17 protein-coding genes and 3 pseudogenes are annotated in these 20956 nt (G+C 60.1%); 3 read left to right on the top strand and 17 right to left on the bottom strand.

All coding sequences use genetic code 11. The annotated features are described in order from the left end of the window. Window positions 1-47 precede the first annotated feature (47 nt). From AC1DNW_RS33385 to AC1DNW_RS33355, 7 genes are all read right to left on the bottom strand, one after another. Window positions 48-227, bottom strand: a complete 180-nt coding sequence (locus tag AC1DNW_RS33385) for a hypothetical protein (RefSeq protein ID WP_477855547.1) — start codon at window positions 225-227, stop codon at window positions 48-50. Window positions 228-482: 255 nt separating this feature from the next. After that, window positions 483-872 carry a monovalent cation/H(+) antiporter subunit G gene (mnhG, locus tag AC1DNW_RS33380; RefSeq protein ID WP_477855546.1) on the bottom strand — a complete coding sequence of 130 codons (390 nt, stop codon included), beginning with the start codon at window positions 870-872 and terminating at the stop codon, window positions 483-485. After that, window positions 869-1150 carry a K+/H+ antiporter subunit F gene (locus AC1DNW_RS33375; protein WP_477855545.1) on the bottom strand — a complete coding sequence of 94 codons (282 nt, stop codon included), beginning with the start codon at window positions 1148-1150 and terminating at the stop codon, window positions 869-871. Before AC1DNW_RS33375 ends, mnhG begins: the two co-directional genes overlap by 4 nt. Next, complete coding sequence (locus tag AC1DNW_RS33370; RefSeq protein WP_477855544.1) at window positions 1147-1623, bottom strand: Na+/H+ antiporter subunit E; 477 nt, start codon at window positions 1621-1623, stop codon at window positions 1147-1149. Before AC1DNW_RS33370 ends, AC1DNW_RS33375 begins: the two co-directional genes overlap by 4 nt. After that, on the bottom strand, window positions 1623-3254 hold the full coding sequence (locus AC1DNW_RS33365; RefSeq protein WP_477855543.1) for a monovalent cation/H+ antiporter subunit D: 1632 nt from the start codon (window positions 3252-3254) through the stop codon (window positions 1623-1625). The genes AC1DNW_RS33370 and AC1DNW_RS33365 overlap by 1 nt, the downstream gene beginning before the upstream one ends. Continuing rightward, the gene (locus AC1DNW_RS33360; protein WP_477855542.1) at window positions 3251-3586 is read right to left on the bottom strand and encodes a Na+/H+ antiporter subunit C; all 336 of its coding nucleotides are present in this window, start codon (window positions 3584-3586) and stop codon (window positions 3251-3253) included. The genes AC1DNW_RS33365 and AC1DNW_RS33360 overlap by 4 nt, the downstream gene beginning before the upstream one ends. After that, window positions 3586-6507, bottom strand: coding sequence for a monovalent cation/H+ antiporter subunit A (locus AC1DNW_RS33355; protein WP_477855549.1), 2922 nt, complete (start codon window positions 6505-6507; stop codon window positions 3586-3588). Before AC1DNW_RS33355 ends, AC1DNW_RS33360 begins: the two co-directional genes overlap by 1 nt. A 126-nt stretch (window positions 6508-6633) precedes the next feature. On the opposite strand from AC1DNW_RS33355, the gene AC1DNW_RS33350 reads away from it, so the two are divergent. Further along, a complete protein-coding gene (locus tag AC1DNW_RS33350) occupies window positions 6634-6882 on the top strand; it encodes a helix-turn-helix domain-containing protein (RefSeq protein WP_477855541.1) in 249 nt (82 codons plus the stop codon). A gap of 196 nt (window positions 6883-7078) precedes the next feature. Here the strand turns inward: AC1DNW_RS33350 and AC1DNW_RS33345 are convergent, their stop codons facing one another. The 4 genes from AC1DNW_RS33345 to AC1DNW_RS33330 are packed head-to-tail and all read right to left on the bottom strand — an operon-like array spanning window position 7079 to window position 12550. Next, on the bottom strand, window positions 7079-8347 hold the full coding sequence (locus AC1DNW_RS33345; RefSeq protein ID WP_477855540.1) for an aminotransferase class III-fold pyridoxal phosphate-dependent enzyme: 1269 nt from the start codon (window positions 8345-8347) through the stop codon (window positions 7079-7081). Further along, window positions 8347-10491, bottom strand: coding sequence for an ABC transporter permease (locus AC1DNW_RS33340; protein ID WP_477855539.1), 2145 nt, complete (start codon window positions 10489-10491; stop codon window positions 8347-8349). Before AC1DNW_RS33340 ends, AC1DNW_RS33345 begins: the two co-directional genes overlap by 1 nt. Continuing rightward, window positions 10488-11597 (bottom strand): ABC transporter ATP-binding protein, encoded by a 1110-nt coding sequence (locus AC1DNW_RS33335; protein ID WP_477855538.1) that lies wholly within the window; start codon window positions 11595-11597, stop codon window positions 10488-10490. The genes AC1DNW_RS33340 and AC1DNW_RS33335 overlap by 4 nt, the downstream gene beginning before the upstream one ends. Continuing rightward, the gene (locus tag AC1DNW_RS33330; protein WP_477855537.1) at window positions 11597-12550 is read right to left on the bottom strand and encodes an extracellular solute-binding protein; all 954 of its coding nucleotides are present in this window, start codon (window positions 12548-12550) and stop codon (window positions 11597-11599) included. Before AC1DNW_RS33330 ends, AC1DNW_RS33335 begins: the two co-directional genes overlap by 1 nt. A gap of 133 nt (window positions 12551-12683) precedes the next feature. Here AC1DNW_RS33330 and AC1DNW_RS33325 point away from each other — a divergent pair, with 133 nt between their 5' ends. Further along, entirely contained in the window at window positions 12684-13565 is an 882-nt protein-coding gene (locus AC1DNW_RS33325; protein ID WP_477855536.1) for a LysR substrate-binding domain-containing protein, read from the top strand. Window positions 13566-13980: 415 nt separating this feature from the next. Here AC1DNW_RS33325 and AC1DNW_RS33320 read toward each other — a convergent pair. The 5 genes and pseudogenes from AC1DNW_RS33320 to AC1DNW_RS33300 form a co-directional block, all read right to left on the bottom strand. Next, a pseudogene (locus tag AC1DNW_RS33320) lies at window positions 13981-14544 on the bottom strand (LysR family substrate-binding domain-containing protein); the annotation flags it as partial. 5 nt (window positions 14545-14549) lie between these two features. Next, window positions 14550-14961: pseudogene (locus tag AC1DNW_RS33315) on the bottom strand (PIN domain-containing protein). Beyond that, entirely contained in the window at window positions 14958-15206 is a 249-nt protein-coding gene (locus tag AC1DNW_RS33310; protein WP_113297715.1) for a type II toxin-antitoxin system VapB family antitoxin, read from the bottom strand. Before AC1DNW_RS33310 ends, AC1DNW_RS33315 begins: the two are co-directional and overlap by 4 nt. Window positions 15207-15545: 339 nt before the next feature. Beyond that, a complete protein-coding gene (locus tag AC1DNW_RS33305) occupies window positions 15546-15716 on the bottom strand; it encodes a recombinase family protein (RefSeq protein ID WP_477855548.1) in 171 nt (56 codons plus the stop codon). 25 nt (window positions 15717-15741) lie between these two features. Then, a pseudogene (locus AC1DNW_RS33300) lies at window positions 15742-15831 on the bottom strand (recombinase family protein); the annotation flags it as partial. Between the two features lie 800 nt (window positions 15832-16631). Here AC1DNW_RS33300 and AC1DNW_RS33295 point away from each other — a divergent pair. Beyond that, a complete protein-coding gene (locus AC1DNW_RS33295) occupies window positions 16632-18023 on the top strand; it encodes a sigma 54-interacting transcriptional regulator (RefSeq protein WP_477855535.1) in 1392 nt (463 codons plus the stop codon). Window positions 18024-18158: 135 nt separating this feature from the next. Here the strand turns inward: AC1DNW_RS33295 and AC1DNW_RS33290 are convergent, their stop codons facing one another. Further along, window positions 18159-20954, bottom strand: a complete 2796-nt coding sequence (locus tag AC1DNW_RS33290) for a DUF2272 domain-containing protein (RefSeq protein ID WP_477855534.1) — start codon at window positions 20952-20954, stop codon at window positions 18159-18161. Between the last annotated feature and the right edge of the window lie 2 nt (window positions 20955-20956).

Below are 20956 nucleotides of genomic sequence, written 5' to 3'. Positions count from 1 at the left end.
AAGGAGCGCAGGTCTACGCGACCAGCCGCAAGGGGGCGGAGAGTACATCAGAGCCTGCGGGAATGGGCAGCATCCTCGCGATCCAGGCGGATGCCAGTAACAACGCCGATCTTCAGCGCGTCTTCGAGCAGGAGCAGCGTCTGCCGGCCCGGCATGCCGCCGGGAATATCGGCGAAGGCAGGATGGGACTTCTCGGACCTGGAATGCGGAGCATGATCGGTTGCCATGATGGTGTCAAACCTTCCGAAAGCACGTGCTCCCAGCGCCTCGACGTCCTCGCGATCGCGAAAGTCAGCGATCCCTTGAGGTCTGCAACGGTTCGGCCGACATCGTCGACCCGATACCGTTAACCTTCTCCAAAAACTCTTCTGGCGAATATAGCCGGATAATCGCTGCCGATGCGAGGACGGCCCAGCGGTGCCGCAGCCGTCAATGTGCATGGAAAATCGCGCTTGTGGCCATTAGGGTGGGGCCGAGGAAGTTTAAGTCTCTCCCTTGCGGCTTTGTTTTCTTTCAGCAACGTGGTCGATCCGTTTTGGCGGCGCCTTTTCATCATTCTCGACACGATCACGGTAAAGAGCAGCACGCGCAAGCATCATCAGAGTGATCGGCGTCGTCGCCGTTACAAAAATCCCGATCAGGATCTCGTGAATCTCAAGTCGTCCTGAACCGACTGAGAAGAAAATCATCGAGGCGAGCATGATCCCGCCGATCCCCCAACTGGTTGCGAGCGTTGGCGCGTGAATACGTTCATAAAATGTCGGGAGGCGCAGGAAGCCTATCGCTCCGATCAATGCCAGGGAAGCGCCACCGAGAAGAAAGAAGGCGACAAAGATGGCCGCCCACAACGGGATATCTGCAGCCGCAGTCATTCTATCACCTCACCCCGCATCAAAAACTTGGCCAGCGCGACGGAGGAGACAAATCCCAAAATCCCGATCACCAATGCCGCTTCGAAATAGACGACGCGACCCGTGCCGACGCCAAAAGTCACAAGCAACAGCATGGCGTTGATGTAAAAGGTGTCGAGACCGACAATCCGATCTTGAGCGCGAGGCCCGATGACTATGCGCACCGAAACAATCGCCATCGACGCGACCAGCATCAACTGAGCGATCGAAACGGCGCTGAACAAGATAATTGCGCTCACGCGAAGATCTCCATCAGCAGTTTCTCATATCGATTTTTGATCGTGTCTCGCCACACGGTCTCGTTCTGGAGATCGAGGACATGGAGAAGGACGGAATTCTCGTTGGAATCGTATTCAAGCCAGGCAGATCCCGGCGTGCTTGTCAGGATCACTGCAAGAACGGCCAACGCGAACGGGCTTCTCATTTCGAGATGAATGGTCAGAAATCCCGGATCGTGCTGGCGCGAACCGCTCCGGATAATAATGCCCGCGACCGCAATGTTGGATTTGAGGATGTCGTAGAGTACGACGAGAAAAAGTTTGGGCAGCAGGTACCACTTCACCAATCGCGGCTTTTGCGGACGCAAGGACGCCATCGCCCAACTGGCGAACACGGCGACGAAGATACCCAGAATAAGATGACCGAGCGTAAAGCCGTTGAGCAACAGCCACATGACGAGCAGCGACAGCGAAAGAACGGGATAAGGCAGCATCAGTTGCTCTCCGTTCCGGGCGCCGCCGGGCCCCGATAGCCCGGGACCTGTAGCGCATTGTGGACCGCATCGATATAGTTTGCAGGCTTGCTCAGCGTGCGAATGGTTACGTCCATATATTGCAGGACCGGCCCAGCTTGCACGGTCAAGACAAGGGTGAGCACCAGCAAAAACAGCACGGGGACGATCTCGATCACAAGGACACGCGGAACCGTGCCTTCGATCGAGCTCCAGAAGGTACGAATGCCGGCGCGCGTCATGGAAATCAGCGCCGCGATACCGGAGAGGATGACGAGCACGATCAGTGTCCAGATTGCCGCCGTCGGCGGCACCCCGATCGCACCCGTGCCCATCATTGCCGACAGCATTGCAAATTTGGCTATGAAACCGGAAAGCGGCGGCAGACCGGACAGCAGGATCCCGCAGGCAGCAAAGCAAATGCCCAGTATCGCCATCGTCCCGGGCATCGTGACACCCTCTTCTTCATCGGGGGTTTGCTCGTCGGCGTCCCCGTAGGCTTCCATCGTTACCGCAAGGACGTTGGCGCCGGCGTCCTGTCCGCGCTCGACAAGTTCGATCAGCATGAAGAAGGCACTGATCGTCAGTGTTGAACTGACGAGATAAAGGAGCGCACCGGATGATACGGCACCGTCATTGACGCCGAGGACCATCAACAGGGTGCCCGACGAGACGAGTACGGAAAATCCCGCGAGCCGGCCGAGCGCCTGAGATGCCAGCACGCCGATCGTCCCGAAGACAAGTGTCGCCACACCACCGTACAGGAGCACGATCGCGCCAAAGCCGGCCAGCGGCCCCTCTCCGAACAGAAGCATCGTCAGKCGCAGGATTATGTAAATCCCGAGCTTGCTCATGATGGCAAACATTCCAGCCACTGGAGCTGACGCCGCACTATATGCTGTCGGCAGCCAGAAACAGAGCKGCCACATCCCCGCCTTGATGAGGAAGACTACGCCCAAGATCGCCGCTCCTGCCTCCATGAGCATACGGCGATCGCGCTCCATTTCGGGAATGCGCGCTGCGAGGTCCGCCATATTGAGGGTCCCGGCCGTGCCGTAAATCAGACTCACACCGATGAGGAACAACAGGGCTGCCACCAGGTTGACGGCGATGTAGTGCAGGCCCGCCTTGACCCGAAGCGGACCGGAACCGTGCAGGAGCAGACCATAGGACGCCGCCAGCATGATCTCAAAGAACACGAATAAATTGAACAGATCACCGGTGAGGAAGGCACCATTGACGCCGACCAACAGGATCTGGAACATGCTGTGGAAATGCGCGCCGACCGCGTGCCAACGCGCGAGCGAGAAGATCAACGCAGGAACGGCTAGCAACGCCGTCAACAGCAGCATCAGCGCCGACAGCCCGTCAAGTACCAGGACGATACCGAAAGGGGCCGCCCAGTTACCGAGCAGATAGATGCCGTCGAACGCGTTTGGGCCGCTTTCAATGCGAAACAGGCAGATGGCGATGGCCGTCAGAACGAAGGTCGATGCAAGACTGATCATCGCCTTGGCTAACCGTTGACGCTCGTCCACGAGCAGCAACAATGCGCTGGCGACCAGTGGTACGAGTACCGGAGCAATGATCAGATGGTGGGCCCAGGCATTCATCGCGGCTCATTTCTCCCGTCGACATGGTCGCTTCCCGTCAGACCGCGCGACGCCAGAAGTACGACCAGAAACAAGGCGGTTGTCGCAAAGCCGATGACGATAGCGGTCAGAACCAGAGCCTGTGGAACCGGATCGGCCAGAGGGCCCGCCGCATCGTCAGTAAGAATAGGCGGGACGTTTGCCTTGACGCCGCCGACCCCGAAGATGAACAGGTTGACCGCGTATGAAAGCAGTGAAAGGCCGACGATCACCTGGTAGGTTCGCGGGCGCAAGATAAGCCAGACACCACAACTGGTCATCACCCCTATGGCAATCGACAGGATCAGTTCCATCAYGCCTCCTCCGATTTCGCCGCGTCGATCATCCGCAGCCGGTTGATGCGCAAGGATTGGTGTGCGAGTGCGACAAGAATGAGCACCGTCGATCCGACGACAAGGCAGAAGACGCCCAGATCAAAGAGCAGCGCAGTGGCCGCGGGCACTTTTCCGATCAGCGGCAGATCGAGGTAGCGGGAGTGCGAAGTCAGGAACGGATAACCAAGGAACCAAGCCCCGACCCCGGTTGCAACGGCGGTCAGCAGTCCCGCGCCCATCCAGCGGAGCGGCAGGATGCGGATGCGATCCTCTGCCCAGCGTGTTCCTCCCGCCAGATACTGCAGCAGAAAGCCGATCGACAGCGTCAGGCCTGCCGAAAAGCCGCCGCCCGGCAAATCGTGTCCGCGGATGAAGAGGTAGACTGAGAAGGTGATGATGACTGGAAAAAGCCACTGCATGATGACCGATGGCACCAGCAGATAGTCGCGCACGGTATCGCCGGCAGACCGCTCTGGCCGCTCCTCGTCAAAGCGGTTTTGCGCTTGCTGCTGCTCCGGCGCCCTCATGCTGTCTTCGGCAGGCCGGAAACGGCGCAACAGCCCGTAGACGGTGAGCGCAACGACACCGAGAACGGCGATCTCTCCCAACGTATCGAAACCACGGAAATCCACCAGAATGACATTGACGACGTTGCGGCCACCACCCTCGGAATAAGCGTTCTCCAAAAAGTAGTTGGCAATCGCGTCCGGCACCGGCGTCGTCATCACGGCGTAGGCGGCGAAGGACATGGCGACGCCGCAGAGAACGGCCAGTGCAAGGTCACGAAACCGGCGAAACCGTGCTCTCAACGTCATCGCCTCGCCGAAACCCTCAGACCGTTTGGGCAGCCAGCGCAGGCCGAGAAGGATCAGGACGGTCGTGACGATTTCGACGAGCAACTGGGTAATTGCGAGATCGGGCGCCGAAAGCCATATGAACGTGATGCAGACGACGAGACCGACACCGCCGAGCATCACCAGTGCGGCCAGACGGTGGTATTTCGCCGTATACGCTGTGCCAAGCGCAAGGCACACGCCGATGATCCAGATCGCCGTGAAGGCGGGATCGACGCTCGCGTAAGTAATTGGCCGGCTTTCGAAGCCACTCAGATAAAGCGGCAACGTGCCTGCGGCAAAACCAGTCACGACCAGCCAGCGCAGCTGGGGTTGCAGCTTGCGTGTGCCCAAGCGCCCCTMGGCGAGGCGCGCCCATCGCCAGGATAGTTCGACTATTACGCGCTCGAAGACCCGTTGCCCCTTGAGCCTGCGAAACAGCGGCGGGCCGTCATCGCAACGATTGAGGTAATCCTTCAGCAAAAAATAGATAAGCGCGCCACCGACGAGTGCGATCGCGCTCATTATGAGCGGAAGGTTGACGCCATGCCAGATCGCCAGGCTGTATTCGGGCGTAGCCGTCCCGAGCACGCTGACCACGGCGCTGTGAAGAAACGGACCAATCGATATAGCCGGAATGATGCCAACGATCAGGCAGACGATGACGAGGAACTCGACCGGAAACCGCATCCATCTGGGGGGCTCGTGTGGACGGTTGACCGGCAGATCGGTCGGCGGCGGACCAAAGAAAACCGTGTGAATGAACCGCAGCGAATAGGCCACGCTGAAGGCGCTGGCGAGGGTCGCGACATAGGGAAGAATACGGTCGAGGATCGAATCGGCATGGGTCTCCACCGCCTCGGCAAAGAACATTTCCTTGGACAGGAACCCGTTGAGGAGGGGCACGCCAGCCATTGCGGCACTTGCCACGATCGCCAAGGTCGCTGTGAACGGCATGAAGCGGAACAGACCACTGAGCTTGCGCATGTCGCGTGTGCCGGTCTCGTGATCTATGATGCCCGCTGCCATGAAGAGCGACGCCTTGAAGGTCGCGTGATTGAGCATATGGAAGATGGCGGCCACGGTCGCCAATGGGCTGCCGAGGCTCAGCAGTGTCACGATCAATCCAAGATGGCTGATGGTCGAATAGGCCAGGAGGCCTTTCAAGTCGCGCTGGAACAGCGCAAAATATGCGCCCAGCAGCAGGGTTGAGATCCCGGCGACGCCGACGATCCAGAACCATTCGTACGTCCCCGAAAGCACCGGCCAGAAACGCACCAACAGGAACACACCGGCTTTGACCATGGTCGCCGAGTGAAGGAAGGCCGAAACCGGCGTCGGGGCAGCCATGGCGTTGGGAAGCCAAAAATGGAATGGAAACTGCGCGCTCTTTGTCAAAGCGCCTAGCAATATGAAAATCAGCGTTGGCAGATAGAGAGGATGACTGCGAACGATGTCGCCGGAATCGAGTATCTTGTCGACGTCATAGCTGCCAACCACGTTGCCGAGCAGAATAAAGCCGATCAACAAGCAAAAGCCGCCAATCCCGGTAATCGTGAGTGCCATTCTGGCGCCATCGCGGGCATTGGCATTATTGTGCCAATAGCTGATGAGCAAGAACGAGAAGATGCTGGTCAGTTCCCAGAACACGGACAGCAGGATCACATTGCCCGAGACGACAATGCCGAGCATGGCCCCCATGAAAGCAAGAAGGAACGAGAAGAACCGTGGAACCGGATCCTCCTCGGACATGTAGTAGCGCGCATAAAGCACCACGAGAAGGCCGATTGCGGTGACAAGCATGGTGAAAATCCATGCAAAACCATCCATGCGCAACGCGAAGTCCAGGCCGAACTGCGGCAGCCATTCGGCGCGAAACCGCATTACCCCGCCGTCTGCGACCGCCGGATACAAGCTTCCTGTGAGCAGTAACAAAGCGGTGACGACGATAGCTGCCAAACCTGCAGGCAGGCGTGGCGAAGTCGTCTTGAGTAAGAGAATGGAGAGGAGACTTCCKACGAAAGGCAGAAGCAGCAGAACGACAAGCAAAAATGGTTCGGCTGTTATCCCAATGCCTCAATCCTCCAGAAAATCGGTACCCATCGCTTGGGGCAACTGTTCAACTGCCCTCTAGCAATCGGGGCTTTGTTGCTCTATATGGCTTATATCAACCAATATGGGCGACTCTGAGCGATGGGTCAAGCAAGCGGGACAACGATTTTGACACCGGAGCTGTGCCGCGCTGCTCGCGGTCTCCTGGATTGGACACAAACGGACCTTGCCGAACGCGCGGGCGTATCGCGCAGCACCATCAGGGACTTTGAAGGTGGCCGGCATGATGTCCATCGTGCCACCGAAGCTCAGTTGCGTCTTGCGCTTGAAGTCGGAGGGGCGGTTTTTATTCCCGTCGAGGGCGGCAAGATAGGGTTATGTACCGGCTGACATCGCATGGATGGCGCGGAGCCTAGGAGAGAGACCGATGAGCGCCTCGAGAGCGTTGCCGAAAAGCTCGCTGCGGTCCTGCGGGTCACGTGCGGGCGTGAGGAAAAGTAGCGGCAGAAGCAGCGATCCGAAGGAAACGCGGGACCGACTGTCCCACGGTTTCGGGCCGGTCTCKATGACGCCGCCGCGACATCAATCAGAGATGGCCCAGCCGAAGTCCGCGCAGGCTCGACACGATTTTGTGCAAAGCCATTTCCAGTTCGCCATCCGAGATCGTCAATGGAGGCGAAAAGCCGATCGCGTTGGCGCCCTTCATCGTCGTCGAAACCCCGTGCTCGAGGAGCGTGTCGACAAGCCCGCCATCATCCGCGTCGAGCTGCGATCGATCAATTTCCAGCGCCAGCAGAAGTCCCCTGCCCCTTACGCCCAAAAGCGATGGTTCAATGAGTGCCAGATCTGAGACACGAGCGCGCACCACATGTTCGAGATGGGCAGCTCGATCGGCCAGACGATCTCGAAGGATGATGTCGACTGTGGTCAAGGCAGCCCTTGTCGTCATCGGGTTTTTCTCATGTGTGTAATGTCCGAGAGAAAGTTCGGGTGCGATATCGAGCGCTTTATCCGCAATAACCGCTGCGATCGGCAATATGCCTCCCCCAAGCGCCTTTCCGAGCACCACGATGTCCGGGATCGTTCCGAACTGCTCGAAGGCAAAGAAGGTGCCGGTCTTGCCAAGGCCCGACGGGATTTCGTCAAAGATCAGCCTGGCGCCGGCCGCATCGCAAAGTCTGCGTACCTCGGGCCAGAGGCCATCTGGTGGCACCTGACAATTGGACCGCATGGGCTCGGCGATCACCGCTGCTATGCCACCGTCCGTCTCCTCCAGAGCGGCTCTCAAATCCGAAATCATTGCGTCGGCACCGCCCTCGCGCCAGTAGGGGCGAATATGCACCCGATCAGGCAGGAAACTGCCAAGGCGAGGATCGGGGTTGGCGCGCGACAGTCCGAAGGAACCGAACCCATGACCGTGATAGGAGCCTTCCAGCGAAATGGTAGCACTGCGTCCGGTGGCGACACGGGCGAGCTTGATGGCGATTTCGATCGCATCCGAGCCGCCGGTCGCCAACAGGACCTTGGCCCTGCCGCCAGGCCATTGCCCGACAAGACGTTCGGCCAGCAAGGTCGCCGGTTCGTTCGTGTACCGGCGCGGCGCAAACGGCAATGTGTCAAGCTGCGCTTTGAGTGCGGCGACAAGCTCCGGATTGGCGTGACCGATATGGTGCGTCGTATTGCCATGCAGGTCGATAAAGCGCCTGCCGTCAAGGTCCTCGATCCAGACGCCGGAAACCCGCTTCAGCGCCGCAAGACAGGGGCTCGATCCCTCCTGATGGAAGAAACTGTCGGCGTCACGCGCAACGAACATGGCATTGGCCGAAGGACCGTTGTCATCGTGTTCGCGGTCCATCAAAAGGTTCCTCCCATGCCGGTCACTGTCAATTGCGTGCCGTATCGTTTGTCTGCGGCGGGATCGGCTGCCAGCCCCTGTGCGCGCCGCGTGCTTTTCTCGATCCACCAGACGGTCCCCATGGCCAGAACCGAGACGGCGAGCAGGCCGACGCTCTTTGCGGCCGCATAGCCATAGCTGGAATCCTGCGCCGCATTGAAGATCGCGACCGATGCAAGCTGGACGTTGCCGCTGACGAGGAAGATGATCGACGACAGCGTCGTCAGGCCATCGACGAAGACGTAGAGTACGCCGAGGAGAGCTGCGATGCGCAACATCGGCAGCGTCACCTCGTAGAAGCGTCTGATCATGCCGGCGCCCAGGCTCTCCGCTGCCTCGTCGACCGCCTGATCAATGCGCTGCAAGGCGGCACGCGCAGCCAGCACGCCGACATAGAGATTGCCGAACATGATGTTGATGATGAGGATCGCCTGCGTGCCGGACAGCGACAGCGCCTTGATGCCGAAAGGTGCGTTGAAGGCGATGATATAACCGACACCGAAGATGATGCCCGGAAGGATTGCCGGGATCATCGCCTGGAAGGCGATCACATCTCCGAAGGGGGCGCGCATCCTTTCGGCAACATAACCGATCACAAGTGCAAGTAGCCCGCCGATCGGCGCGGCAACAGCCGCGATCCGCACACTGTTCCAGACCTGTTCAAGACCGCCGCTTGCCGATCCGTAATTGGTGCCGGCAAGACCGGATCCGATCCCTTCCGGCGTGAAGTAGGCAAGCGTGAAGCTCCAGTCGACGCCCCAGATACGCGTCACAGAGCCCAGAATGACGACGCCATAGATGGAGAGGATGAGCAGGCAGAAAACACCCGCAAGCCCCGCAAGACCCGCCCTGACGAGGAGCGGCTGAAATACTTCGGCTGGCGTGCCCGCATCGGCGCTGACATAGCGCTTGCGCCGGCCGATCTGTTCGAGCGCCAGATAGAAGATGAGCGACGGGACGATCAGCCAGAGGCAGATCGCGGAGGCGAGCGGCGTATTCTGGAAACCGGTGATCTGGTCGTAGATGACGCCGGCAAGAACTGGCGTATCGCGTCCGAGGATCATCGGATTGCCGAAATCCGTCAGGCTCTGGATGARGACGAGCACGATCGCCCGCTTCAGGCCCGGCCAGCTCAGCGGGAAGGTGACATTGAAAAACAGCGCCAGCCGTCCGGCGCCGAGCATCATGGCTGCCTCCTCCAGCCGCCCGTCCTGGCGCCGCATGACATTGTCGAGAACGATCAGCGTCGTTGGCAGGAAGGATAGCGTCTGGGCTATGACGATGCCGAAGGGTCCATAGAGATTGAAGGCGTCCGCATCGGTTAGGCCGAGCGTCTGGTCGAGCAGGGTAAAGGTAATGAGCCCGCGCCGACCGAAGAGCATGGTGGTCGCAGTCGCCACCAGCACCGGCGGGGCGACCAGCGGCAGCAAGAGTATTGTTCGTGTGAGGGCGGGCCGGGCGATGCCGCCGCGATTGAGCCCGTAGGCGATTGCATAGGCAATCGAGACCGTGAAGAGGACGGAAACAGCGGCCAGCCAGAGGCTGTTGAGAGCAGCCTTGCGCAGATAGGGATCGGCGAGGACGGCGACATAGTTGTCGAGCCCGTAGCGCGCGGCTCTGGCGGTGCGCAAAAGATCGAATTCGGAAGGTGCCATCTTGTCGCGCACGGCAAAGGCAAGCGCTATGCGCTTGTGCAGCATGATCTGGGCGACCGGAAAGGCGGTTTCAACAGCCGCCCGGTCGGACGGCGAGAGGCTCGAGAAAGCCTGCTCGATCGCTGCCTGCTGCTGGTCGAAGGGCTGATCCGTGCGCCAGGTAACTTTGGCGCCGGCAAGCTCGTAAGCGGTCGCAGTCGCTTTGACACGTTCGGCCTGCGTCGCGTCGGTCACCCATTTGTCGATTGCCGCCTGCCGTTTCTCAGCGGGCAAGAGGGCGATGGCATCCTGCGTCATCTCGGCGAGACGCCATGCCGGCAAGGGGCCGGAATTGTCGAAGCTCTTGATGAGCACCAGCGTGACAGGCACGACGATGAAGGTCAGCAGCAACAGCATGACGGTCACGGCTGCCGCAATTCCTGGAAGGCGGCGCAGTAGATGTCTGTTCATGAGATCGGCCGATCGAGGAGAACGAGCTGCGCAAGATCGGGCTTGACGGCAATTGCAGCATGGCGCTGAAGACCGGCCCAAGCCGATGTCGAGGGCTGCTCGGCGATGAGCTTAAGATTGTCCGGGCAATTAATGAGGACGCGCAACGTCGAGCCCAGAAAGGTGACGGCTTCGACCGTGCCGCAAACCGCACCGGGATCATCGATCGCACATGGCAGCATATGCTCGGGGCGGATCATGACGGTGAGGGTCTCACCTTCTGCGATGCCTTCTGGAAGGGCAAAATCCCACAGAGCATTATTGACGGCAAAACCGCCCATGGCAGCCGTGCCATTCAGTATATTCGACACGCCGATGAAGTCGGCGACGAAGCGCGAGACCGGCCGATGGTAGATTTCGTTCGGTGTGCCGATCTGTTCGATGCGCCCGGCACGCATGACGGCGACCCGATCGGACATGGCGAGCGCCTCCTCCTGGTCATGCGTCACGTAGAGCGTCGTGATCCCCAGCCGATCGACCAAACCGCGAAGCTCGGCCCGGAGCTTGGCGCGAATACGGGCATCGAGTGCTGACATCGGTTCATCGAGGAGCAGGATTTCCGGCTCGGCTGCAAGCGCTCTGGCAAGCGCCACGCGCTGCTGTTGGCCGCCGGACATCTCGTGCGGGTAGCGGTCGAGCAGCCGGTCGATTTCGACTATTTCGGCGAGCTCCCTCACCCGTTTACGGATTTCGCCGCGCGGACGACCGGCCATGCGGGGGGCAAAGGCAATGTTCTGCTCGGCGGTCTTGGTCGGAAAGAGCGCGTAGGACTGGAAAACGAAGCCCATGCGACGCGCAGCGGGCGCCAGATAGGTGACATCCTCACCGTGGCGCAGGATCCTGCCACCGTCCGGTGCGGCAAAGCCCGCGATCATGCGCAAGAGCGTGGTCTTGCCGCAGCCGGAATCTCCAAGCAGCGTGACGAATTCGCCAAGCCCGATTTCAAGATCGACGCGGTCGACAGCGGTAAAACCACCGAAGCGCTTGGCAAGAMCTTCCACGACCAGATGCGGCCCGCCTCTATCGACGGGTCGCCGGCTGGCAATATGATCGGCGCGCTGAAGCATCAGCCGCCATTCAGGAAGCGAGCGGAAAATTCCTTGCGGAACTCATCCATGTTGACCGGACGGCGCATCGTCCAGGTGCTGACCTGATCGAGATCGACGAGACCATATCCCGGCACGGCGGTCGCGCCGACCAGTTTGCCGAGGACTTCGGCCGCATCCTTGCTAGCCATGAAATCGAGGAAGAGCTTGGCCTCTTCCGGATGCGGAGCACCGGCGAGAAGTCCGCCGCCCTCGCTGGTATTCGGCGTGATCCGGCCGAAGACGATCTCTACAGGACGTCCGGCGGACTTGGTCGCATAGCAGGTCGTGTCGTAGGAAAGCCCGATCGTCACCTCGCCCGTCCCGGCAAGCTGGGCGCCGCCCGAACCGCCGTCGGAATATTGGTAGACATTCTCGTTGAGGTTTTCGACGAAAGGCCAGCCGAACGCATCGACAAAGGTCGTCAGGATCGCGCCACCCGTGCCGGACTTCATCGGCGACGGAAGCGAGATTTCCTTCTTGTAGACCGGCTTGATCAGGTCTTCCCAGGTCGTCGGCATCGGCAGATGCTTTTCGGCAAGACGGTCGCGATTGACCACCATGCACATCGTTGTTGCGAAGTAGCGGGTATAGAAATTATCCGGATCGCGGAAACTGTCTCTGATGTCGGTGCTCGCAGCCTTGTAGGGTTCGAAGGCGCCGGCGTTCTTCAGCTGCTCGAGCGCATCGCTGTTGACGAGATAGACGAGGTCGGCCTGGGGGTTGCCCATTTCGGCGATGGCGCGCTGAGCGATCGGCCCCGTCGATCCGGAAACGACCTGAAGCTTGATGTCGGGATATTTGGCGCTGAAGGCGGCCGTCAGCGCGTTGCTGACATTTTCAGAGGCGTTATAGATGACGAGGTCGCGGGCTTCGGCCTGCGCCGAGAACAGAAGAGCGACGGCACCCGCCGCGGCAAATTTGAGTGTGTTCATGTCGGTTCTCCAATATTTTTGGCGAGACGGTGGAAAATTCGAAATGCCCGGGAGTTGCCGAGCTGTTATAAGTTTGATATATAGTTAAGATGCATGAATTAAGTGACACTTATTTGACGATGGATATCCGACGATGAATTTTTCGCAGCTGCGAGCCTTCTACGCCGTCGCTCAGCACGGCACTTTTTCCGCCGCCGCCCAGGCGCTCAGCGTCAGCCAGCCTGCGGTTACTCAGCATGTGCGGGCGCTTGAAGAGGCGATCGGCAACAGACTGTTTCACCGGCGCGGCTCTGGCGTGGAGCTGACGCCCGATGGTGTCGATCTGCTTCCGCATATCCATCAGATTATCAAGGGATTGGAAGATGTCGCCGCCAGGATCGAAGGGGGCAAGGAACTCCGCACGGGGCATCTGACCATCGGGCTCTGCAGCCCGCATGTCGCAATGCCGCTTATCCGCAGGTTCCGCATCACTAGGCCGGGCATCCATATCGAGACGCGCATGTCGAATACCAGCACCCTGCTCGATCTCGTTTCCCAGCAGCGCGTCGATGTCGCCGTCGTGACCCTGACCGAGCCCCGCGACGATCTCTACTGCCATCGCCTGGTGGGGCAGGAGGTCCTCGTCGTCGTGCCGGCCGATCATCGATGGAGTGGGCGAGATGCGATCGGAATCGATGAACTCCAGGACGAGCCCTTCATCCTGCGCGAGGCGGGCTCGATGACGCGACAGATTTTCGAGCGCGCCCTTGCCGACAAGAACATCCGCATCCGTCAGGAATTGGTGCTGGCAAGCCGGGAGGCGGTCAAGGAAGCCGTCGCCAACGACCTCGGCCTCGGGATTGTTCTCGACAAGGAACTCGGCAACGACGAGCGTCTGGTCGGGCTGAAGATCGCCGGTGCATCAGTCGCGGCAAGCGAGTATCTCATTGCGCATCCCGAAGTCAGCGATCTCGGCGCTGTCAGGGAATTTATCTCATCGGCACAGCACGGCACCACAGCGGAGTTGACGGGCTGACCGGATTGTTCCCGGAGCTCGGCTCTTCTATCAGACAGGGCCCGGCACCGCCGGCCACACTCTCGTGCCGCGTCTGACCGAACCAATCGTGCAGGCAAACTGTGCCAGACTTGTGCTTTGGTTGGTCGCCGCCACGCGCCGCCTTCAGCAGGTTCTCGGCCGGACGGATTGCCTTGTCGATGCGTTCGACCACTCTGCCATGCATCGGGTTCTTCTCGGCAATCGGTCGGGCAGACCTCAAAACTTTAAGAATGAGCTCCAATCGTTTCTGCATGTCATCTCCATGCGAAAGGAAACCGGTTTGGAGCTTAGCATTTCGGTGCATTGCGGCGACCCTATGCTTTCGAGGGTGTCGCCAGGATATGCCCACAATTCGGCGGTGGAACCGTATCGCCTGCATGAATGTTTGCTGCCCTCACCTGCCCGGCCGCACCAGCGATCTGGCGATATCGATGATATCGTCTCGCGAGGCAGTCGGGTCCTCCCTGTTCCAGGCGACACCGAGCCCGATCTTGAAATCGACGCCTTTGACTTTCCTCAGCTCGAAGCCGCGGTTCGGCAGATCCTGCGTCCATTCCGGCACGAAGCCGATGCCAAGACCGGCCGAGACCAGTGACACCAGCGAGAAGGTGTCATCGCAGGTATAGGCGACATTGTCGGTCAGATCGTGCTCCTCGAATTTTTCGGCGAAATAGCGTTCGCTGTAGGAGAGGTTCTGACGGGAAAAGGAGATGATCTTCTCGCTTCGCAGATCCTCGAGATCGATCTCGCTCTTGGCAGACAGCGGGCTCTCCTTGGCCACAGCCAGAAGATAACGTTCATGAGCAATCGAGAAGAAGCGCAAGGAGCCGATATTCTCCACCGGCCGGATGAAGCCGAGATTGATGCGGCCTGCCTCGATATGGCGGATGATTTCATCGGTGGTGCCGCTTTCGATATGCAGGCGGATATCGGGATATTTGCGGGCAATGCGCGACAGGACGATCAGAAATCCCACGGGCACAGGAGATTGAGAGCCGTCGTTTCGAAACCCTTGAGATTGCGTGTGGCCAGCCGTCCGCCATTCACCCGGGCGACTGCAGCGATCATTGCATCAGGTGCTGACATTGCGCGTCCTCGACGAACCGCCTCCGCCACGATTTCCCCATAAGCGAGGGCGCTTCTTCCTCAGCTCAAAGATCCGATCGGCAAACCGGCGACGCCACTCTACAAGACCCTGTTCCAGACGATCGGCCCGTTGGTCCGGTCTGATCTTCTGGATACCGAAAGCGATCTCGGCGATTGTCACAGTTGGCAGGGCCAATTGGGCATCGAACCGAACCAGCCAAGCCATGACAGCTTCGTCTGGAGCCTTCCTMAACGTCTCGGAGACGATGTTGGTATCGACAAATATCAAAGCTCGATGCCTTGATGAGGATGACGATTTTCACGGATGACAGCATCCAGATCGATGTCCGTGGCAGCTTCTGCATTTATACGCGAATAGAAACTAGAAGCAGGCTCGCGCCCCGCCTCACGCGTCTCGTAGGCCTCAAGCGCGCGTTCAACCACTTCGGCAATCGAACGATTTTCACGGCGTGCTAGCCTGTGAGCTAGATCCCTTGCCTTGGAGCTTCGGACAGAGAGTTGTGGTGCGGCCATTGTGATGGTCTCCTTTTGGCCAAATATAAGCCATTGGCCACCTGCCATCATGATGGCACCTGATGGCTTGCCATCGAGTAAATCGGGACACGCCGAACCACAGTACACGGCAACCTGCACACCTTCATCATTTAATATTTGCCAAACCGCGCGCTCGTTGCTGGTCGGGTCAACGACGTGACCCAAGCCTAGTTGACCTTCGACAAGGCTGATTTTCGACTTTGAGCGCTGGTAAAGCACGGTCTTGCCGATCTTTACACGAGCGGCAGCTTCACGAAGATTGGGGCTGGATGCCGGATACTGAAGGGCTTTCGCGAGCTTCTCCGGTGTTATCACCATCTAGCGACCATCGCGCCGGCCTCGTTTCTCTGAGGCTTGCAGGCGGGCGCGGGTTCTCTCCCGGATAAGATCGCGCTCGAACTGCGCCAATGCCCCGAACAGATGGAAAAACCAGGCGCCCGCTGGATGTCGTGGTGTCGATGTTTTCGGTGATGGAGCGCAACCCGACACCCTTGGCTTCCGGCTCGGCGATAATCTTGATGCGGTGCTTCATCGATCGGCCGAGGCGATCGAGCTTCCGGACCGTGAGCGTACCGTCCCGGAGACAGCGAATGGCATCGGCCATCCCAAGCCGATCAATCTTCACGCCGGATGCCTTGTCCTCAATCGGGCGGCCGCTCACGTGACGCGGTCGGTTCGAGAGGCGCAGAAGCCCCTGAAGGATGTTTCGAAAGCCTACCATGCAATCATAGAGGCCAGAGAGAAAGGCGAGGACATCGCCAAGGCGATCGAGCGCCCCATTCAGTGGCCGGCCTTCCCATCCGCGGACCTTTCCCGCGATCGACCTGCTCGGTGTTTTTGGACTTCCAGAAGAATCGTGAAAAGTGCCCACCTATAGTAGACGTTTTGACCGTGACAGCTTATTGTTTACTTCGTCAGGGTTGGGCTTGTCATCTGCTGGGAGGGGTATGCTGTTCAGCAGCAGCTTGGTACTGCCGCTTTATTGCTCGCAATGACATCATCGTGAATTTGGCCGTCGTGCCGAAACAGTCGTGATTGGACCAGTGGTTCACGCGTGCTGCGCAGCGTCTGTGATTGCGATCAGGTCTTGCGGTGACCTGGCTGTTCGAGACCCGCCTCCCACGTACGAACAGGCCTGGCCCCTCCCCGGGGGCCGACCCTTATCGGCTGATTGCGCGCGAGAACGGTTTGCGCGCCCTTGGCCTCTCAAACGGCGGACCGGCCGTTATTGCTGTCCAGGAAAGCCTCGCAGACGACATTTCATATCTGATCGACTCAGATTGTCGCGAAGAACTGTTTCGTGTCCGGAAAGGGGTTGTCTCTCGTCGAAGCCTGATCGTTGTCGCTCGCTACCAGGGCCGATCGGTCGACAAATCCCCCTACCCTCGCGCAGGAGCAATAGCCATGAAAGCGAATTGCTGGGTGCAGTACTCGGGGGAGATTGCCGACGATCTGAAAGGACAGATCGCGGCTGCTCTGGCAAAGGAAGGCATCGTGGTCGTCTCGGCGCATGACAGCGATACGGGATCACTCGGATTGTGTTTTATCGCGCCTCCGGCTGGGGCATTAAAAATCCTGTTTGGCAAGGACGCGGACTACGTCATCGCAGTCGTCCTGAAATCAGCCAATACTTCCAGAGCTGAAGGCTGGGACCTGCTCCGGGCCGGAGCAGCCGACGTCATCTACTGGAGCGATCTCGGGAAAGTCGCGTCCCAGATCAAGGCCCGCTTCCAGCGAAAATTGTCCGTCGATCAGCTTTTTGAAAAATCCGTGTCAGGGAATGTTGTCGTCGGCAATAGCCACAAGTGGCGCGGCCTTCTGCGCGACATCGCCGAGACCGCCCATTTCGGCGACACACCGATCCTGCTGACGGGCGAAAGCGGCACGGGCAAGGAAGTGACGGCAAGGCTTGTTCACGACCTCGATCCACGTCCTCAAAAGCGCGACATGGTGATCCTCGATTGCTCGACCATCGTTCCGGAACTATCCGGAAGCGAGTTTTTCGGCCATGAGCGCGGCGCCTTCACCGGTGCGCTGAGCGACCGTCAGGGGGCATTCGCGCTCGCCGATGGCGGCACACTGTTTCTCGACGAGGTCGGCGAACTTCCGCTTGCGCTGCAGGCCCAGCTGCTGCGTGTCATCCAGGAGCACGCCTATAAGCGTGTGGGTGGAAGCACCTGGCATCGCACGCGTTTCAGGCTGGTCTGTGCCACCAATCGCGATCTTGGCGACATGGTTGAGCAAGGCACTTTCCGCGCCGATCTTTATTTTCGCATTGCCGGTTTCGTGACGCGCCTGCCGCCGCTTCGCGAGCGCACCGAAGACATCATCCCGCTTGCCCATTATTTCATTCGCAAGATGTCCGGCACGAAACGCCCGCCGGTGCTCGATGAAGCTGTCTGCCGATACCTGATGGAACGCAGCTATCCGGGCAATGTCAGGGACCTCCAGCAGGTCATCGCCCGCCTCATGTATCGTTGCGCGGATGACGGCATCATCAGCATTGGCTGTGTGCCGCGCAACGAGCGCCCGGTCGATCCGGCAAGGCTCCAGGACTGGCCGGACGACACATTCGAGACCCTCATCCAGCGGGCGGTTCTGCTCGGCGTCGGACTGAAGGAAATCGGACGCGCCGCCGAAGAATGCGCCATTCGATGCGCGACACGCCTTGAGAATGGCAGCCTGCAAAAAGCCGCTCAAAGGCTCGGCGTCACCGATCGAGCCCTGCAGATCCGGCGAGCCCATACCCGCGACCTTCCAGATCGACGACTTGATGACGTCAGACCTATCAACTGATCGTTTCGGTCATCGCATCGATGGCGCCGCGATAAAGAGTCCGCGCGATCAGTTCCATGTCGTGGATGATCGGTGACAAACGATAGCAGCAGGTTCCTGCCGCTATCGCCAAACATGTGCTCCATCGATCGAGGCCTAGCTATCGAACCGGCGGAGGTTGTTCTGGCGCATGATCTTGATCAGCTGGGTGGCGTAATCAGGGCCTGTCGCATATCCAGCCTTGTGGATCTCGCGCGCAAATGCCTCCGCATCGCCTTTCACAGCGAGAGCCTTGGCATAGCGCTTGTTGCGCAGGAAAAAGCGCGCGTGCTCGGTAATGCTTTCCTCGAAACTGTTGTATCTGGCGAAGGCAGCCTGGATCGTGACCCATTGACCTCGAACATATTCCTTGGTCGGCACGGTCACGCTGCCCGCGGGACCCTTGCCCTTGATACCGAAGAGATTTTTGGCCGAGCCGATCGTGTGTTTGCCCCAGCCCGTTTCGACGATCGCCTGGGCCACCGTGACGGAAGCCGGCACTCCGGTTGCAACCATCGCCTTGCGAGCCCTGACACCAACGAATTCGATGAATGCGGCGTGACTCAGCGATTTCAGGTCATCCGGTTCGCCTGATGGAGCCGGCTGCGGGCCTGGCTGCGGCGATGGTCCGGGACCGGGCGAACCGCGCGTCCGCAAGAAGGCTGCTCCCTGAAGGCGCTCCTTCCAGTGGGTGATGGGAACGTAGTTGTGGCGCGCATCCCTCGACGGCAGAACGATCGCGTTGGCAACGCCTTTGTTGCGCAGGGATTCGGCCAGCTTCGCGGTGGGCGACCCCTTGATGTAATAGATGAAGCAACGCGCACTCGGACGCCTTCTGGCCCAATCAGCCCAGAAACTGTCGTCGCCGCTGTTATAGGTGCAATCGAACCCCCAGCATTCACGCAGGTTTGCCAGCGCCTTGTCGCTACCGCCGGCAATCCGCCGCATCGGCGAACCGCCACCGCTGTGGCAGGCCAGAACGAGATTGCCGAGCGCAGACGGCACGCCCTGCCCCAAGACCCCCAGGACCTGAGAGAGGAACTTGTCCAGTCCGCCGGCCTTCACCAGCGTCCCGGCCTCYGAACGCGACCCGAGCGTCGGGGCGACCAGCACGATGTTGCGATCGCTGTCGTTTATGCCTTCGCGGAAGGCGCCATAGGGCACGCGGCTGGCGTTCCAGTATTGATCGATCGTGAGCCGACGGTTGCTGTCACCCTTGTGGCCGTGCAGCCAGAGGACGATGTCCGTGGCGCGGCCGCTGACGAAGCCGTTGGGAACGAAAATGCCGGTTATCGGGTCGGCCTTGATACCGAACTTGTCGACAATGGCGAGATCGATCTTGGTGTAGAGCGTCGTACCCGGCGGTACATGCTCGGTCCTCGTGACCGGTGGCACGGCGACGCTGGGCAGCGGCACGACGGACGGACCGGGTCCCGGAGAAGGCTGAGGTTGGGGCAAAGGTCCCGGCCTGACGGATCCGCCCGCGTCTTCGGCGCGGATGATACCGTAAAACTTGGCACCCTTCAGGCGGCCATTTGCATCGATCGGCACCTTGACCATCAACACGGTGCCGTTCAGGCCCTTGTTGCCGCCGATCGCCAGCAGGTGATCGGGCTTGACGGCGACGACCACGTCGCAATGACCGGGATCACCCGGTTTGACGCTGTCATAGGTGACCGGCCTGTCACGCCAGTTGCAGATCAGGTCGCCCGGTCGTGGCGCGATCTCGGTCGGACGGTAGGCCTTGAACGGATTGTCGTTATTTTCCGCGCGATTCTTGCGCGCAGCCGCAAAATAGACCGAGTGGGAGGCTGCATATTTGAAGGCGCTGCCGGCCCCGGCCTTGCGCATGACCCAGCTGATGAAGGCAGCACTCCAGTAATGTGCCTTCTGGAAAGCCGGAGAGGCCAGCTGCGTCGTGGTGTAGCTGATGCCGAGCCCTGTCTTCCAATAGTCCTGGAGCATCGGCAAGGCGCGAGGCTGTGTCTCGGAGAGCTTGCCCTTGTCCCAGAGGTCGAATTGCTTCTGGGCGATGCTTGCCGCATTGGCCGCAATCGTCGCGGCCGGCAGGGGTGCAGGCCCCGGAGCAGGTGAGGGTTTTGTCTTCTTCGGCGCCGGCCGCTTGCGACGGCGCTGCGGGTGATAGGCCTCGATATCGAATTCCAGTTCGCCGGGAGCTGCGCCGTCGGCGGGTGGCGCCGCGGAGCCAGGCGGCGAGGGCTCGGGGGCCGGCGACGCGGGTTCTGCCGCAGGCGGGCCGCCTGGGCCGGGGGCACCCGTGGCGCCGGCCCCACCCGGCCCTTGTCTCAGAGCAGCCTGGGTCTCGGGTCCGACGAGACCGTTGACGGGCAGTCCTTGTCGCTCCTGGAAACTGCGCACCGCGCCGCGCGTGGCCGCCGACATGACCCCGTCGACAGGCAGACGCAGTCCGAGCTGATCGTTGAGGCTGGATTGGATCCAGCTCACGAAATCGGACGGCATGCCGCCTTCATAGGGGACTGTGGGGGCAAAAATCCCATCCCGCCACGGATTGCGCCAGCCGTGATAGCCACGGTCGAAATGGCGCTGGCTGTGCTGCGTTGCCCACGGATGGCGTTGTTGTGCGCCGCCTCTGCGGGATGGCCCGAAACCACCCCCTGGTGTCTGGAAGGACGAACCCGTCTGACCACCGAAACGGCCCTGTCCGGTCCGAAACTGGGGACGGGGGCCCGATTTCCGCAACGGTATGCGAGATGTCATGCGATAGCGCGATGGAGGACTGTACGCGGGGCCGGGCCGCATCGAACCTCTCCTTCCGCCTCGGCCACGGAATTCCTCCTCCATATCGGCTTCGTTTTCGAACTCGTGCTCGAAATATTCCATTTCCAGTTCCGGGCCGAAGGGCTCGGGATTGAAGCGCAACAATCTGTCCATGG

The sequence above is a fragment of the Rhizobium sp. 05L429 genome, from assembly GCF_056397645.1.
Note: the sequence above shows the minus strand (reverse complement) of the source record. Positions and strands in the feature narration are given on the sequence as shown.

What these genes read in the sequence shown, in the direction of transcription:
- AC1DNW_RS33325 (WP_477855536.1), top strand. Translation starts at nt 12,684, where the DNA reads ATGAATTTTTCGCAGCTGCGAGCCTTCTACGCCGTCGCTCAGCACGGC.
- AC1DNW_RS33360 (WP_477855542.1), bottom strand. Translation starts at nt 3,586, where the DNA reads ATGGAACTGATCCTGTCGATTGCCATAGGGGTGATGACCAGTTGTGGT.
- AC1DNW_RS33385 (WP_477855547.1), bottom strand. Translation starts at nt 227, where the DNA reads ATGGCAACCGATCATGCTCCGCATTCCAGGTCCGAGAAGTCCCATCCT.
- mnhG (WP_477855546.1), bottom strand. Translation starts at nt 872, where the DNA reads ATGACTGCGGCTGCAGATATCCCGTTGTGGGCGGCCATCTTTGTCGCC.
- AC1DNW_RS33310 (WP_113297715.1), bottom strand. Translation starts at nt 15,206, where the DNA reads ATGGCCGCACCACAACTCTCTGTCCGAAGCTCCAAGGCAAGGGATCTA.
- AC1DNW_RS33295 (WP_477855535.1), top strand. Translation starts at nt 16,632, where the DNA reads ATGAAAGCGAATTGCTGGGTGCAGTACTCGGGGGAGATTGCCGACGAT.
- AC1DNW_RS33345 (WP_477855540.1), bottom strand. Translation starts at nt 8,347, where the DNA reads ATGGACCGCGAACACGATGACAACGGTCCTTCGGCCAATGCCATGTTC.
- AC1DNW_RS33330 (WP_477855537.1), bottom strand. Translation starts at nt 12,550, where the DNA reads ATGAACACACTCAAATTTGCCGCGGCGGGTGCCGTCGCTCTTCTGTTC.
- AC1DNW_RS33350 (WP_477855541.1), top strand. Translation starts at nt 6,634, where the DNA reads ATGGGTCAAGCAAGCGGGACAACGATTTTGACACCGGAGCTGTGCCGC.
- AC1DNW_RS33370 (WP_477855544.1), bottom strand. Translation starts at nt 1,623, where the DNA reads ATGCTGCCTTATCCCGTTCTTTCGCTGTCGCTGCTCGTCATGTGGCTG.